Origin of the sequence: Clostridium ljungdahlii DSM 13528, assembly GCF_000143685.1 — a bacterium.
GTDB classification, from domain to species: Bacteria; Bacillota; Clostridia; order Clostridiales; family Clostridiaceae; genus Clostridium_B; species Clostridium_B ljungdahlii.
The window spans coordinates 2,315,795-2,331,157 of record NC_014328.1; the positions used below are offsets into that span (position 1 = coordinate 2,315,795).

Genomic DNA, 15,363 nt, shown 5'->3' on the forward strand with positions numbered 1-15,363 from the left:
AACTATCTCTAGGGTATTCATTTATTTAAACATTAAAAAAGAGCTTATTTAAGCTCTTTTTTAATGTTTTCAACCACATCTTTAAATGCCTGTTTTAATATATCATCCATTACTTTAAAATTAATATTAACTTCATCAGGTTGGCAGTCAATATAAGTGATTCTAATATCTTTAGAATCACCATTTATAGCGGTTCCTTTCATCAATACGTCTATCATATTTTTTTCTCTTTTAAATATTAGTTCATCGCTAAATATTTTAATTCTAGCAATAATGTCATTAGATTCATTTAATTCTATCTTAATGTCTCCATTAGAAATTTCACATATATTTTTTAAATTTTGTTGAAGAATATCAAAATATTCAATTATAAGCTTACTAGCTTGATTTATTCTATTCCTTAATTCTGTTTCATGGTCATATTTTTTATTAAGAGTGCGAACTAAATCATATAGAAAAACTTTTCCTGCTTCATTTGACATTTTAAACATCCCCTTCATTTTTCTAATTTATTTTCAACATATATCAAATGCTTTATCATATATTTTTTCCTTTTATTTATCCACTGACATGTTCTGCTTAGTATAAAATCTAAATACAGCAGTGGCATAATTTCCGATGAGGCTTTTCATATTGCTATATCCATATATATAGAAATTTTATTTAATCCTCATAATTTTTATTTTTTAATATATTATATGAATCCATTTATATTTCGCTTCCTGCTGGATTAAGAACTAAAAACTTAAAGGCACACTAAATTATCAAGAATATACTTTTACCAAATAGATTTTATATTCAGAATCATATAATAATAAAGTTTTTATTGAAAAAATCATTCAAAAACTATATTATTGTAATATATCTATTTATAAGGTGGCGATAAATAGATATTTATATGACAAAATATTTACTTAAGGGGGTTTTTTTATGAAAATAAATTTTTCAGAAAGGGCAAATGGTTTAAAAGCATCTGAAATAAGAGAGCTTTTAAAATTAACAGAGATGCCTGAAGTCATTTCTTTTGCCGGAGGATTACCAGCACCGGAATTATTCCCTGTAGACGGAATGAAGAAAGTTACTCAAGAGGTTTTGGAAAAGGATGGACAAGTTGCATTACAATATAGTACAACAGAAGGTTTTAAGCCTTTAAGAGATATAATAGCAAAGCAGAGAATGTCTCGTGAAGGTGTAGATGTAACTGGAGATGACATAATTGTAACATCTGGATCTCAAGAAGGAATTGAATTTTCAGCTAAGATATTTGTAAATGAGGGAGATACTATAATATGTGAAAGCCCAAGTTATTTAGGTGCTATTGGTGCATTTAAAGCTTATCGACCTAATTTTACTGAAATAGAGATGGATGAACATGGTATCATAATAGAAAAATTAGAAGAAGAATTAAAGAAAAATAAAAAAGTTAAAATGATTTATACAATTCCAGATTTTCAAAATCCAACAGGAATAACTATGTCAGATGATAGAAGAAAGCGTATTGCAGAACTTGCTAAAGAATATCAAGTTCCTGTAATTGAAGATAATCCATACGGAGAACTTATTTTTGAAGGCACTACACATCCATCTATAAAAAGTTTTGATAAAGATGGCTGGGTAATATACCTTGGAACATTTTCTAAAACTTTTTGCCCAGGTTTGAGACTTGGTTGGATATGTGCTGCACCTGAAATACTTGAAAAATATATTATTATAAAACAAGGTGTAGACTTGCAGTGTAGTACTTTAGATCAAAGAGCAGCTGCACTTTTTATGCAAAAGTACGATTTAAATGAACATGTGGAAGAAATTAAAAAAGTATATGGAAAACGCAGAAAGCTTATGCTGGAAAGTATGGACAAGTATTTTCCAAAAGAAGTTAAACACACAAATCCTTATGGAGGACTTTTCACTTGGGTTTATTTAAAAGAAGGTTTAGATTCTGCTGAAATATTAAAAGAAGCTCTAAAAGAAAATGTTGCTTATGTTCCTGGAGGTCCTTTCTTCCCAAATGGTGGGCATAAAAATCACTTTAGATTAAACTACTCATGTATGTCTGAAGACAAAATCGTTGAAGGAATCAAAAGATTGGGAAAAGTTCTTGCTAAATACTATTAATATATGAATAAAAACACTCCCTTTAGGTTAAACTTCTCTTAAGGGAGTGGATAATATGTATGATATAAAAGATTTTGAAAAACTGCAAGAGAGAAAAAATAAGCTAAGGGCTGATTGCATTGGGGATAGAGGTTATTTTAGAAGTACTTATTATGAAAGTATGTTTCAATTTAAGTCAATGCACATTCCTACAGAAAGCTTAATTAAATAGAAATTTTTAACTTAAATTATCTTTAGCTCGGTTAAAATTAATAGTCGGAGGATAAATTATATGAAATTATCAAACAGAATTTTAAATATGCAATTTTCACCTATTCGTAAATTGACACCTTATGCAGCTGAAGCTAAAAAGAGAGGGACAAAAGTTTATCACTTAAATATTGGACAACCCGATGTACTTACTCCTGACATATTTTTTAAGGCAATTTCAAATTTTAAGGAAAATGTACTTAAATACACTGAATCACAAGGAATGGATGCACTTCAAGAAAGTTTTATAGAATATTATAAAAAATGGGGTACAGAATTTACAAAAGATGAACTTTTGATAACTAATGGTGGAAGTGAAGCCATAATGCTTACTTTTATGACTTTATGTGATCCTGGTGATGAAATACTTTCACCTGAGCCTTTTTATACAAATTATAATGGATTCGCACAAGTAGCTTCAGCTAAAATGGTTCCTTATTTAACAAAAGCTGAAGACGGATTTCATTTACCACCTAAAGAAGTAATAGAAAGTAAAATAACTGATAAAACACGTGCTCTTATGATTTCAAATCCAGGAAATCCAACTGGAACAGTGTATACTGCAGAAGAACTCAGAATGCTTGGAGATATAGCTAAAGAACATGATTTATTCTTAATTGCAGATGAAGTCTATAGGGAATTTGTATATGATGGATTAAAATATACTTCAGCCCTTACTTTAAAGGACATTGAAGACAGAGTAATAATCGTAGACAGTATATCAAAGCGTTATAGTGCTTGCGGTGCAAGAATTGGTCTGGTAGCTTCAAAAAATAAGAATCTTATTCACAATATAATGAAATTATGTCAGTCTAGACTTTGTGTACCTACAGTAGAACAGATAGGTGCTGCAGCTTTAAAAGATACTCCAGAAAGTTACTTCATTGAAACTAGAAAAGAGTACCAAAAAAGAAGAGACATACTTGTGGATGGTCTTAAAAAAATACCTGGAGTTGTATGTCAAAAGCCAACAGGGGCTTTCTACATAGTTGCTAAGTTACCTGTCCCAGATGCAGAAGACTTTGCTAAATACTTGTTAACTGAGTTTAATAAAGACGGTAAAACTGTAATGGTAGCACCTGCAGGAGGGTTCTATGCTACTCCTGGTCTTGGAAAAGATGAAGTAAGAATATCTTATTGTTTAAATTGTGATGATTTAAAAGATGCTATGGATCTTCTCAAAGCAGCAATAGAAGGGTACCAAAAAGTTATAAAATAAACAATTATAAAAAAGTTTCCATAATTATTTATGGAAACTTTTTTTATCTAACGTCCAGTTGTACTTCTCACTTTCAATACGAAATCCCATGTTAGTATATAATTGTAAGGCTATATAATTAGAACTTTTTACTTTTATTATTACTCTATTAAATCCACTACAATACATTATTTTTAAAAGATAGATTAACAGTGCCTTACCATATTTTTTCCCTCTAAATTCTTTTAATATACCAAAATTCACTATAACAGGTATATCATTTTCCATTACAATTTGCCCATAACCTATATACTCATCATTTTGCTTTAGAAAAATTGCCCCTTTTTCAAAATAGTAATCTTGAGCTTCATCAAAATATATATCCTCTAAAGTCAAAGGAACTCTAGTATCAGTTTTAAATATTTCATTTTGTATTTCACATCTTTTTTGTTCGTCTTTTCCCTTTTCAAATATTTTGAATTGAAGTTTTTTGTCAAAAATTAACGGTATATTTTCAAGTAAATTTTTATAAAGGGTTAAAGTTCCCTCTCCTTTTTTAAATCCAATACTTTTTAATAAATTGAAATTATAATTATTGTTTTGACATATATATTTTATAGTGCAAGGCTCTTTTATAGTGTTTATTAGATACTTATAAGGCGAATTATCTGGGGCAATGCAGTTACATAATACATTCATGGCGTTTATAGTGCACATCTTATTATGAGAAATATCAGACCAAATATAGCCTATATAGTGTAAATCCTTTTTAATAAGTTTTACCCTTCTTCTTAAAATTAGCTGTTTAGCAAAATTATACCTATCATAGGTTTTAAAAAAATCCTCATTTACAGGATTAAATAAATATCTTTTATTGTTTAACTCCCTAAAATACTTTAGATTCTTGCTTGTTAGTTTTACGCATTTATACATACTCTATTTTTCCCCATAGGATTGTTATTTAATATAAGTATAAATTTAAAATAAATCTTGGTCAAATATATAAAGAGACCATCTCAGGTGATGATCTCTTATATATTTGAAGCTTTTACTTCTACAACTTGCTCAAATATACCTCTCTTTATTTCAGTTGCTGTCATATTTCTGGCATGAAACTTTTCAGTCATATAATTACATGCATCCCAAGGATTTATTCTACTTCCACAAGTAAACACATCTACAGCGGCATAACCAAGTTCAGGCCATGTGTGAATAGTTAAGTGGGATTCAGATATTATTACTACTCCACTTATTCCTTGAGGTTTAAATTCATGAAAAGCAACTTCTCTAACTTCGGCACCTGCCTTTATCGCAGAATCAATCATAATTTTTTCTATAAAATCTTTATTATTTAATATTTTAGCATCACATCCATAAATTTCTGCTAAAATATGTCTTCCTAATTCATGCATGCTTCAATTTACCCCCTTAGAAAAAAATACAACAATTAAATTTTATCAAAAATGAGATAAAAGTCAATATAAATATAGTTATAAAATATTAGTTTGCAATAGCTCTATTTAATTAAACATTGCTCCCATTTTCTATGTATATTGTATAAGAAATCAGAATTTACACAAAGTTTCTATTTTCTAATCCTTACTTCAGGGTAGTAAATTAAAAATATTTAATTTAGATTTCATCTACTTCTTTTATACTTAAAGCTATTTTTTCGCTATCTTTATTTACTTCAAGGATCTTAGCCTTTATTTCCTGACCTATTTTAAGTACATCTTCTGGTTTATCTATTCTCTTATGGCTTATTTGTGATATATGAACTAATGCATCTACACCTGGCTCTAATTCAACAAATGCACCAAAATTTGCAAACCTAACTACTTTACCAAGAACTACATTTCCAACAGGATATTTTATGTCTACATTGATCCATGGGTCTTCCATGAGCTTTTTTAAGGATAAGGATAATTTTTTCTTTTCTCTATCAATATCTAAGATGTAAACTTTAATCTTATCTCCGATTTTTAAAACATCACTTGGCTTTCCAACTCTTCCCCAAGAAAGTTCAGATACATGTAGAAGTCCGTCAACTCCTTGTACATCAACAAATGCGCCAAAATCAGTTAATCTTCTGACTTCGCCATCTACTACAGTATCTTTTTCAAGCACATTCCAAGTCTGTTCCTCCATCTTTTCTCTTTCCATTCTCAAAAGGTCTCTTCTTGAAGCTACTATTCTGGTACCTTTCTTTTCTTCTTTAAATTCAATTATAGTTACATCAAGCTCTTTATCTACATATTGTGAAAGGTCATCTACATGATATAATTCTACATGAGAAGCAGGTATAAATACCCTAGCACCTTTGTAATTGGCAACAAGACCTCCATTTACAGCTTCTTTTACAATAACCTTTAATACTTGACTATTTCCATTAGCTTCTTTTAATTCTTTATAAGCATTTTCTCTTTCTAATTCTATCTTAGATAATACAACATATCCATCTTCGTTTTGTCTTCTTATTACTTTAACATATAATTCATCTCCACAATGAATTAATTCTTCTAAGTTGTCGCTTTCATTTTTGGTTATTTCACGTTTTGGAAGTACACCTTCTGATTTATATCCTATATTTAAAAAAACCTCTTTTTGATTTACAGATATTACTGTACCTTTAATTTTTTCACCTAATATTATTTGGGTATCATTTTTGTCCATATAAGATAGTTGCTCATTTAGTTCTAAATTTTTGTCATCACTCATTTTTAAAATTGCCTCCTTTATTATCCAATCTGGTGTTGAAGCTCCTGCTGTAACACCTATAGTTTTAATTTTATTACAATTACTTATATCATCAGGTATTTCTCCTGAATTTTCAACATAAATAGTATTATTGCAGTTATCTTTACATATTTCATAAAGTTTAGTAGTATTAGAGCTATTTTTACCACCTATTACTACCATCATATCTACTTCTTTAGAAATATCTGCTGCTGCCTTCTGACGAAATTCTGTGGCACTGCATATAGTATTAAAAGCAATAAATTCTTTGCAATTTTTAGTCACTATACTAAGCACTTTTTCCCAGTTAGATTGTTTTTCTGTAGTTTGAGAAACTATACATAATTTTGATGGTAACTTTTCTAAATTGGTGCCATCTTTAGATATTAAAGCCTTATTTTCACACCATCCATTTATTCCAATTACTTCAGGATGATTTTTATCTCCTACTATTAATATAGAATACCCTAATTTATAATATTCTTGTACTTTTCTTTGTATATTTAAAACATATGGGCAAGTTGCATTTACTATGTTTATTTTTTTATTTTTTAAAGTAAAAAATATTTTTTCGGGAACACCATGAGAACGTATTATAACCACATCATCTTCCCTTAGATTATCCAGATTATCTATTTCTATAGGATATATACCTTTTTCCTTTAATTTATTCACTACATCACTATTATGAATCAAAGGACCTAAAGTATATATTTTTTTATTAAATTTTTTTTGAACCTTTAAAGATTCGTCTACAGCTCTTTTTACTCCAAAGCAAAATCCGGATTTGTCTGCTAAAATAATGTTCAATTTTATCACCTTAATTATTTTATCTATGTTCTTCAATATATTTTTTTATATAGGATGAAATTATTTGTACAACTTCAGAAAGAGAGAGAAAAGATGAATCTATCTCTACAGCATCTTCTGCCTTTACAAAAGGTGAAGAGGATCTATGTGAATCTATATGATCTCTTTTAATTATATCATTTAGTATTTCGTCATAGTTTACAGATATATTTTTTTCACTCAGTTCATTATATCTTCTTTTAGCTCTTTCCTCTGGACTAGCAGTTAAGAAAAATTTCAAAGGTGCATTTTTTAAAACAACACTTCCAATATCTCTTCCATCCATAATTACATTATATTCTCCTGCCATCTGCTGTTGCAACTTTACAAGTAATTTTCGAACATCAGAAATTGCAGCATAATTAGATACAGTATTGCTTATTGTAGGATGCTTTATACTTTCTGTTAAGTCTTCCCCATTTACAATTAACTTCTCTCCTTCAAAATGCATTTTAAGAGATTTTGTGACTTCACATACTCTATTTACATCTGTGTAACTTATATTTTGTCTTATACACATAAGAGTAACTGCTCTATACATAGCTCCCGTGTTTATGTACATAAAATTAAATTTTTGGGCTACGATATTTGCTATGGTGCTTTTACCTGCAGCTGCAGGTCCATCTATTGCTACAGATATTTTCAAAATATTATTCCGCCTTTCTTAAAATAGTCAATATAAGGATAAAAATTTATATATCTACATTCTATTATAATTCTATATAAAACTATAAAATCCTTTATTTTATGATCTTATATAAAATTAGTTATTTTCTTAAATATTCCCAATGTCATTTCCTGCTAAAAAACCGGTAGATAAAGCAATTTGCATGTTAAATCCTCCAGTATAAGCATCTACATCTATTACTTCTCCACCAAAATATAAGTTTGGAACTATTTTAGACTTCATATTAGACGGATCTATTTCTTTAACAGTTATACCGCCAGAAGTTACTATAGCTTCAGCTATAGGGCGAAGTCCTTTTATATTCATTGATAAATTTTGAAGCAAATTTACTAATGTATGTCTTTCAAGTTTTGTTATAGAATTAACTTTTTTGTTTGGATCTATATTACTCAAATTTACAATTACATCTATTAATTTTTTAGGAAGCAGGTCATCTAGGGAATTTTTAAAACTTTTATTTGAATACTTAAAAAAATCCTTTTGTATTCTTTTATCTAATTCTTCAAAGTTAAGAGCAGGTTTTAGATTTATAACTGCCTTTAAATTATGTTTGTTCTCTACAACTCTACTTCCACTTAATACTATAGGCCCAGAGATGCCAAAATGGGTAAACAACATTTCTCCAAATTCCTCATATAATGTATTTTTTTTAGGATCTATTATACTTAACTCTACATTCTTTAAAGAAAGTCCCTGAAGAGATTTGATCCAATCATCACTTATTTCTATTGGTACTAAAGCGGGATTTATAGGTGTTATAGTATGACCTAAATCTTTTGCCATTTTATAACCATCCCCGGTAGAACCGGTTTGGGGATAAGACATTCCCCCTGTACACAATATAAAATAGTCGCCTTTCATTATGGAGTTATCTTGAAGCTGAACTGATTCTATACGATTTTCTCTACAGATAAATTTGATAACCTGGGAGTTTAATTTTATAACAACCTTTTTTCTAAGCAATTCTTTTTCCATAGCACCAATTAAGTCTGAAGATTTATCAGATTCAGGGAAAACTCTATCTCCTCTTTCAACTTTTAATTTAACTTTTAAGTTATTGAAAAAATTTATAGTATCATTGTTTGTAAACGAATAAAGAGAACTGTATAAGAAATTCGGATTTCGAGGAATGTAATCAAAAAATTCACTTATATCTTTTGAATTGGTTATATTACACCTTCCTTTTCCGGATATAAACATTTTCTTACCTAACTTGTTGTTTTTTTCAACTAAAACAACATCATTATTTTTTGCTGCATTTATGGCTGCCATCATACCAGAGGGGCCACCACCAATTACTATTACTTTTGACATTAATCTACACACCTTATTTTCTTTCAAATGCCTAATCTAAAATGGACAAATTCAAAATAAATTCGTCCCTTGTAGAAAATTCATCTTTAATTTTGTTCTCTAAAAGAATATACTTGATACTCTTTCCAAATGTCTTCTAAATCTGAAAAAGTAGAAGATATTTTATCCTTTTCTTGCATACCTACAGCTACGATTAAAGCATTGATTACACTTAAAGGTGCAACTAGTGAATCCACAAAAGAAGCCATATTACTCTGGGCTATTAATGTGTAATCTGCTCTTGCTGCAAGTGGTGACAGAAGGCTATCTGTAATAGCAACTACTTTTGCATCTCTACTTTTAGCAAATGTTAGAGACTCAATAGTTCTTACTGCATATCTTGGAAATCCTATACCTATTACTAAATCATCTCCAGTTAAATTTATCATCTGTTCAAAAATATCACTTATTCCATATCCAACAACTTTTACATTATCTAATATCAAATTTAAATAAAATCCTAAAAAATCTGCAATTGCAGTGGAACTTCTAAGACCTATTATATATATTTTTTTAGCCTTAAATATGTTTGCAATTACATCGTCAAAAGTTTTATGATTTATCTTTTCTAATGTAGCTCTTATGTTTTCCATATCTGATTTTAAAACACTTTTTAATGGACTTTCTTGGCTTACAAAATCATTTGACAATTCAATTCTCTGTACTGTAGTTAATTTATTCTTTATTAGTTCTTGAAGAGATTTCTGCAATTTAGGATATCCTGAAAATCCAAGTTCATTTGCAAATCTAACTACTGTTGATTCACTTACGCCTACACTCACACCTAATTTAGCAGCTGTCATAAAAGCAGCTTTATCATAATGTTTTAATATATATTCAGCTATTAATTTTTGGCCTTTACTCAATCTAGGAAATTTAACTTGAATTGTTCTTATCAGGTCCTGGTTGTCAACATTCTCCATTTGCTTCATTCCTTTCTTTCATTGCTATAATTCTTGCAATATTTACTTCAGTTTAACATCTATTGACCAAATTTTCAATAGATTATTCATTTGTTTATCTAATTTTTCCCTTAATTTTTTGTATATTCCTTAATAATTGATACTTTTATTAGGAATAAAGCAATACACAAATTTAATTTTTTATATATTTTATCTCATCTTCATTCAAATATCTCCATTTTCCTTCTTCTAAATTTCCTACATTTATGTTACCTATAGAAATTCTAGTCAAAGATATTACAGGATGGCCAATGGCATCACACATCTTTCTTATTTGTCTATTTTTCCCTTCATGTATTTTTATCCTAACTTTGGAATTATTCTTGCTCTTATTTATGTTAAGTATATTAAAATCTGCTTTGGCTGTTATATAGCCATCTATATTTACTCCATTTTTAAATTTATCTATATCTTCCTTTGAAGGGATTCCCTTTATAACTGCAACATATACTTTATTTTTCTCCATTTTAGGATGAGCTACTTTATTGTACACTTCTCCATCGTTAGTAAGTATAATGATACCAGAAGTGTTATAATCAAGCCTACCTATTGGATATATTCTTTCTTTTACTTTGACAATATCTAAAATAGTATTTCTTCCGCGATCATCCTTAACTGTAGAAACATATCCTGTAGGTTTATTCAATAGTATATATACTTTTTTATTTTCTTTTTCAATTTTTACATCATCTACAGTAATTTTGTCTACCTTGTCATCAATTTTTGTTCCTAAGCTTTTAATAGTTTCTCCATTTACTTTAACTCTTCCCTGTAATATTATGCTTTCACATTTTCTTCTTGAAGCTATACCACAGTAAGCCATATATTTTTGTAATCTTTCCACCATAATTAACACCTACCTATAAGTTCTTCAATTCACAATTCACAGCTCACAATTAATGAAAATTTTTCTTCTAAAATAGAAAAATCAATTATATACAATATAAATAATCCTCAATGACGTTGTCATTAAGGATTATTTATACTATTCCATTTCCTGTATACTTATTTGTCTTATATGTTTCGTGTGATTCCATTCTTTATTATTCTTGTCCAATATACCCTGTATTGTTATAGGTATCCAAGTTAAGGTATATATACCATATAAGAGATACCATATAAATACTTTAAAACAACTTTTACCACATAATAAAGATACACCTATTAAAAATACTAAGAGATATAATACATTTCCAATCAACATTTCATAGAAAGTTGGAGATGTAAATACATATGAAAGCACAATTATATTTAAAGAATACAGTGCAAATACAGAAAACATTTTTTTAGAAAGTTTACTTTCTAAAAGCATTATTAAAGGAGTAAATAAAAACTGAAATATACTGAAAATTTTCCATTCAATAGATGAAAACATCGAATTTATAACAAATATATTTAAGCCATGTGGATTGTTGTTTTGCAGTACAGTTAACAGTGCTGAAACTCCTAGTAATAAAGTTACAAAAGGTTGTATTGTATATATTGCACAATCAAATGCTGTAAAGCTTCTGTTTACAATAGATTTTTTTATAAGCTTAAAGAAAAATCTAGAAGAAACATCAGTAAACCCCTGCATCCATCTTTTCCTTTGTGTCCAAGATTGTTTTAAGGTCAAAGGTTTTTCATCATAAACTATTGCATTGTGAGCCCAACCAACTTTTTCACCATTTAATACTAGTTTACATGTAAACTCCAAATCCTCAGTCAAGCAAGTAGCACCCCAGCCTAGCTTCTTCAATATATCTGTTTTCATACAAAATCCAGTTCCACCTATTTGAGTTGACAATCCAAGATTTGATCTAGAAAGTTGAAAAAGCCTGTTTGTAGACCAGAAAGAAATTGAATAAGAACCTGTTATCCATGAATCATTTGGATTTTTACTATCTATGTAACCTTGAACAACTTTATATCCTTTGCACAATTTATAATTCATTTCAGTTAAAAAATTTTTTGAAACTAAATTATCTGCATCAAAGATAGCTATAGCATCGTATTTACGATCCATTTTAAATATTTTGTTAAACATCCACTCAAGAGCATAACCTTTTCCTTTTTTATCAGGAACTTTTCTTTCGTATACATTAACGCCATACTTTTTTGATATAGATGCAGTATTGTCATCACAATTATCTGCAATAACAAAAATATCATACATATTTTTAGGATAATCAATATCTTTTAAGCTTTCTATTATTTGTGCAATTACCATTTCTTCATTATGAGCTGCCACTAAAAGTGCAAAAGTATTTTTAGGTGTGCATTTTTCAGCACCATTATCCTTTTTTTTGTATAATCCAAATAGAGAAAGTATTAGGTAGTAAGATGCAAGTATACAAACTAGTATTTGGAAAATAAATGTAGAATTAAAAATAAACCCTTTCATCATAAAATCCTTCCTTAATATATTTACTCTATTATTTATATAACGAATAAACATAATTATCGTATATCATGATACCACAAATTTTTAGTCATACTGTATTTGTTGTAATATTCTGATTAATATATATATCCATACTATAAGTTTTTTTGATAGTCAAGTGACTTTATATTACTAAAAAATATAATTTGCATATTTTCAACTATGTTATAATTATCGTGAAACATAGATATTTTAAGGGGTGATAAAATAATGGAACATATAATAAATTGTAAAGGTCTAAAATGTCCTCAACCAGTAATAAATACTAAAAAATACTTTGATTCCATAGAAGAAGGAACTGCTACTGTTGTTGTAGACAATGAAGTCTCAAAAAATAATGTATGCAAGTTTGCTAAGAACAATAGTTTTACTGCTAAAGTAGAACAAAAGGAAGATCTATTCTATATAACTATTAAAAAAGATGCTAGTAATTGTGAGCTATGTGAGTCTAATCAACAAAAACTGACTATAGTTATATCAAATAATAAACTTGGACTCGGCGATGATGAACTTGGAACCACTTTAATGAAAAGTTATCTATATGCGCTGAGTGAAAGCGAATATCTTCCAACTAACTTAATATTTTTAAATGGTGGTGTAAAACTAACAGTAGAAGGTTCCGATTGCATTGACAATTTAAAAGTGCTCGATAAAAAAGGAGTAAATATATACAGCTGCGGAACTTGCCTTGATTTTTATGGCTTAAAAGAAAAATTATCTGTAGGTGAAATAACTAATATGTATGATATAGTTGAAAAAATGAATTCTTCAGACAAAACCATAAAGCTATAATTTAAGATTTTACATTCACCTATTCATCAGATATAACGAAAAGTTACTTATTTCTTTTCATTATATCTGATTGAATTACAACACACAGCTTAAAAATTAATCAACTCATTAACTTTTAGCGCAAAAGAGTTAGGTCATATATATCTTTTCTTCTGTTTTTAATAATGGGTAAAGACTCCCTAACATCATTTATATAGTCTAAGTCTAATTCAGATATTAGTATTCCCTCTTTTTCATCTAATATATCTGTTATTGTTCCCCAAGGATTTACTACAAGGGAATGTCCATAAGCTACATAAGAATAATTTATATCTCTAGCAGGTGATATTCCTGCTATATAAATTTGATTATCCACTGCCCTGCTTCTAAACAAAAGTTCCCAATGAGCTGGACCAGTAGTCATGTTAAAGGCTGCTGGAATAAATACTATTTTAGCACCATTAAGAGCCATTAATCGTATGAGTTCAGGAAATCTTATGTCATAACAAATCGCTATACCTATCTTTCCCCATTTCGTATCTATTATTGTAATTTTATTACCTGGAGTTAAAACTTTAGATTCTTTAAAAGTTATCTTATTTTTTATATCTATATCGAATAAATGCATTTTTCTATGTTTGCCGATTAAATTTCCGTCCTTATTGAATACAAAGGAAGTATTATAGACATTCCCCTTCTGGTCAAGTTCTGGTATAGAACCTCCTATTAAAAGTATCTTTTTTTCTCTTGATACAGAGGAAAGCATTTTTAAGGTATCTCCATAACAATATTCTGCTTCTGCATATTCCCTAAAATTTTTGATGTCATAAGGACAGTTAAACATCTCAGGTAGAACTACTATATCTGCCCCTTTATCTGTAGCTTGTACTATCATGCTTTTTGCCTTTTCTATATTGCTTTTTTTAGAACAACTTAAAACTTTCATTTGGCATAAACCTATCTTTACCACAAAAACACCTCTTAAAATTAAATCGTTTTATTTAATCGTTAAAACATATTATAGCCGTAAGTTGTATACTTTATATTATAACATTAACTATAATTTATTACTCCAAACTATTTGAGTTTTCGTAAAAACTTCATAATTTAATAATATTTATTACTTTTAGAATTACTGTGAAAAATCTATTGCTTAAAAATAGGTAAAATTATATAATTTTTATGATATTAATATAGATAAGAGGGAGATTATTTAATGAAACAACATTCACTTTCAAGGACTGAATTATTAATTGGTAAAGAAGCTTTGGAAAAATTGAAGGACAGTACAGTGGTTATATTTGGATTAGGAGGCGTAGGTAGTTTTAGCCTTGAGGCTATAGCCAGAGCAGGTATAGGCCACATTGTAATTGTAGATGATGATACTGTTTGTTTAACAAATATAAATAGACAAATACAAGCTAATTTTCACACAATAGGTAAATATAAAGTAGATGTTTTAAGAGACAGGGTTTTAGATATAAACCCTAATTGTAAAATAGAAGCTTACAAAACCTTTGTAAAGGAAGACAATATAGATGAAATCATACCAGATAAAACGGATTATGTAATAGATGCAGTGGATACCGTATCTTCGAAAATATCCTTAATAATGTGGTGTAAAAAACACAATGTTGATATAATAAGCTGCATGGGTACTGGAAATAAATTAGACCCTACTAAATTTAAGATAGCTGATATATATGATACGAAAATATGCCCTTTAGCTAAAGTTATGAGGCATGAACTTAGAAAAAGAGGTATAGATAAGGTAAAAGTACTTTATTCAGAAGAAGTCCCTAGAAAACCCAAGATAGATGAGGTTGTAACTTGCAAAGAAGGATGTGTATGTGCAGGAGGATCTAGAAAATGCCTTGCCAAACGTCAGATACCGGCTAGTAATTCTTTTGTACCTCCTGTAGCAGGAATGATAATAGGCGGAGAGGTAATAAAAGATATAATAGATATCTAAACTCATATAAAGATACAGGCTTTAATTACTTATATTTTAGTCTGTGTC

15 protein-coding genes are annotated in these 15,363 nt (G+C 28.8%); 5 read left to right on the forward strand and 10 right to left on the reverse strand.

Translation table 11 applies throughout. From position 1 onward, the window contains the following. Nucleotides 1-44: 44 nt before the first annotated feature. Complete coding sequence (locus CLJU_RS10440; RefSeq protein WP_013238776.1) at nucleotides 45-482, reverse strand: hypothetical protein; 438 nt, start codon at nucleotides 480-482, stop codon at nucleotides 45-47. A 448-nt stretch (nucleotides 483-930) separates the two neighbouring features. Here CLJU_RS10440 and CLJU_RS10445 point away from each other — a divergent pair, with 448 nt between their 5' ends. The 3 genes from CLJU_RS10445 to CLJU_RS10450 are packed head-to-tail and all read left to right on the forward strand — an operon-like array spanning nucleotide 931 to nucleotide 3,583. Continuing rightward, nucleotides 931-2,115, forward strand: a complete 1,185-nt coding sequence (locus CLJU_RS10445; RefSeq protein WP_013238777.1) for an aminotransferase-like domain-containing protein — start codon at nucleotides 931-933, stop codon at nucleotides 2,113-2,115. Between the two features lie 55 nt (nucleotides 2,116-2,170). After that, nucleotides 2,171-2,326, forward strand: a complete 156-nt coding sequence (locus CLJU_RS22595; RefSeq protein ID WP_013238778.1) for a hypothetical protein — start codon at nucleotides 2,171-2,173, stop codon at nucleotides 2,324-2,326. A gap of 60 nt (nucleotides 2,327-2,386) precedes the next feature. Further along, nucleotides 2,387-3,583 carry a pyridoxal phosphate-dependent aminotransferase gene (locus CLJU_RS10450; protein WP_013238779.1) on the forward strand — a complete coding sequence of 399 codons (1,197 nt, stop codon included), beginning with the start codon at nucleotides 2,387-2,389 and terminating at the stop codon, nucleotides 3,581-3,583. A 24-nt stretch (nucleotides 3,584-3,607) separates the two neighbouring features. Here CLJU_RS10450 and CLJU_RS10455 read toward each other — a convergent pair whose 3' ends face one another. The 8 genes from CLJU_RS10455 to CLJU_RS10490 form a co-directional block, all read right to left on the reverse strand. Continuing rightward, a complete protein-coding gene (locus tag CLJU_RS10455; RefSeq protein ID WP_013238780.1) occupies nucleotides 3,608-4,495 on the reverse strand; it encodes a GNAT family N-acetyltransferase in 888 nt (295 codons plus the stop codon). Between the two features lie 98 nt (nucleotides 4,496-4,593). After that, nucleotides 4,594-4,974 carry an adenosylmethionine decarboxylase gene (speD, locus tag CLJU_RS10460; protein ID WP_013238781.1) on the reverse strand — a complete coding sequence of 127 codons (381 nt, stop codon included), beginning with the start codon at nucleotides 4,972-4,974 and terminating at the stop codon, nucleotides 4,594-4,596. 220 nt (nucleotides 4,975-5,194) lie between these two features. After that, entirely contained in the window at nucleotides 5,195-7,108 is a 1,914-nt protein-coding gene (locus CLJU_RS10465; protein WP_013238782.1) for a bifunctional 4-hydroxy-3-methylbut-2-enyl diphosphate reductase/30S ribosomal protein S1, read from the reverse strand. 19 nt (nucleotides 7,109-7,127) lie between these two features. Next, a complete protein-coding gene (gene cmk / locus CLJU_RS10470; protein WP_013238783.1) occupies nucleotides 7,128-7,793 on the reverse strand; it encodes a (d)CMP kinase in 666 nt (221 codons plus the stop codon). 129 nt (nucleotides 7,794-7,922) lie between these two features. Continuing rightward, nucleotides 7,923-9,149, reverse strand: coding sequence for a BaiN/RdsA family NAD(P)/FAD-dependent oxidoreductase (locus CLJU_RS10475; RefSeq protein ID WP_013238784.1), 1,227 nt, complete (start codon nucleotides 9,147-9,149; stop codon nucleotides 7,923-7,925). An 86-nt stretch (nucleotides 9,150-9,235) separates the two neighbouring features. Then, a complete protein-coding gene (locus CLJU_RS10480) occupies nucleotides 9,236-10,111 on the reverse strand; it encodes a MurR/RpiR family transcriptional regulator (protein ID WP_013238785.1) in 876 nt (291 codons plus the stop codon). Between the two features lie 172 nt (nucleotides 10,112-10,283). Beyond that, nucleotides 10,284-10,997, reverse strand: coding sequence for a pseudouridine synthase (locus CLJU_RS10485; protein ID WP_023161723.1), 714 nt, complete (start codon nucleotides 10,995-10,997; stop codon nucleotides 10,284-10,286). A gap of 138 nt (nucleotides 10,998-11,135) precedes the next feature. Continuing rightward, complete coding sequence (locus CLJU_RS10490) at nucleotides 11,136-12,533, reverse strand: glycosyltransferase family 2 protein (RefSeq protein ID WP_029170034.1); 1,398 nt, start codon at nucleotides 12,531-12,533, stop codon at nucleotides 11,136-11,138. A 249-nt stretch (nucleotides 12,534-12,782) separates the two neighbouring features. Here CLJU_RS10490 and yedF point away from each other — a divergent pair, with 249 nt between their 5' ends. Further along, complete coding sequence (gene yedF, locus CLJU_RS10495; RefSeq protein WP_013238788.1) at nucleotides 12,783-13,364, forward strand: sulfurtransferase-like selenium metabolism protein YedF; 582 nt, start codon at nucleotides 12,783-12,785, stop codon at nucleotides 13,362-13,364. 115 nt (nucleotides 13,365-13,479) lie between these two features. Here yedF and CLJU_RS10500 read toward each other — a convergent pair whose 3' ends face one another. After that, the gene (locus CLJU_RS10500; RefSeq protein WP_013238789.1) at nucleotides 13,480-14,313 is read right to left on the reverse strand and encodes a carbon-nitrogen hydrolase family protein; all 834 of its coding nucleotides are present in this window, start codon (nucleotides 14,311-14,313) and stop codon (nucleotides 13,480-13,482) included. Between the two features lie 246 nt (nucleotides 14,314-14,559). Here CLJU_RS10500 and CLJU_RS10505 point away from each other — a divergent pair, with 246 nt between their 5' ends. Next, nucleotides 14,560-15,315 carry a tRNA threonylcarbamoyladenosine dehydratase gene (locus CLJU_RS10505; RefSeq protein WP_013238790.1) on the forward strand — a complete coding sequence of 252 codons (756 nt, stop codon included), beginning with the start codon at nucleotides 14,560-14,562 and terminating at the stop codon, nucleotides 15,313-15,315. The last annotated feature ends 48 nt before the right edge of the window (nucleotides 15,316-15,363 follow it).

Excerpts from the sequence above, each read along its gene's own strand:
- CLJU_RS10440 (WP_013238776.1), bottom strand. The coding sequence starts at position 482 with ATGTCAAATGAAGCAGGAAAAGTTTTTCTATATGATTTAGTTCGCACT.
- CLJU_RS10445 (WP_013238777.1), top strand. The coding sequence starts at position 931 with ATGAAAATAAATTTTTCAGAAAGGGCAAATGGTTTAAAAGCATCTGAA.
- CLJU_RS22595 (WP_013238778.1), top strand. The coding sequence starts at position 2,171 with ATGTATGATATAAAAGATTTTGAAAAACTGCAAGAGAGAAAAAATAAG.
- CLJU_RS10450 (WP_013238779.1), top strand. The coding sequence starts at position 2,387 with ATGAAATTATCAAACAGAATTTTAAATATGCAATTTTCACCTATTCGT.
- CLJU_RS10455 (WP_013238780.1), bottom strand. The coding sequence starts at position 4,495 with ATGTATAAATGCGTAAAACTAACAAGCAAGAATCTAAAGTATTTTAGG.
- speD (WP_013238781.1), bottom strand. The coding sequence starts at position 4,974 with ATGCATGAATTAGGAAGACATATTTTAGCAGAAATTTATGGATGTGAT.
- CLJU_RS10475 (WP_013238784.1), bottom strand. The coding sequence starts at position 9,149 with ATGTCAAAAGTAATAGTAATTGGTGGTGGCCCCTCTGGTATGATGGCA.
- CLJU_RS10480 (WP_013238785.1), bottom strand. The coding sequence starts at position 10,111 with ATGGAGAATGTTGACAACCAGGACCTGATAAGAACAATTCAAGTTAAA.
- CLJU_RS10485 (WP_023161723.1), bottom strand. The coding sequence starts at position 10,997 with ATGGTGGAAAGATTACAAAAATATATGGCTTACTGTGGTATAGCTTCA.
- CLJU_RS10490 (WP_029170034.1), bottom strand. The coding sequence starts at position 12,533 with ATGAAAGGGTTTATTTTTAATTCTACATTTATTTTCCAAATACTAGTT.
- yedF (WP_013238788.1), top strand. The coding sequence starts at position 12,783 with ATGGAACATATAATAAATTGTAAAGGTCTAAAATGTCCTCAACCAGTA.
- CLJU_RS10505 (WP_013238790.1), top strand. The coding sequence starts at position 14,560 with ATGAAACAACATTCACTTTCAAGGACTGAATTATTAATTGGTAAAGAA.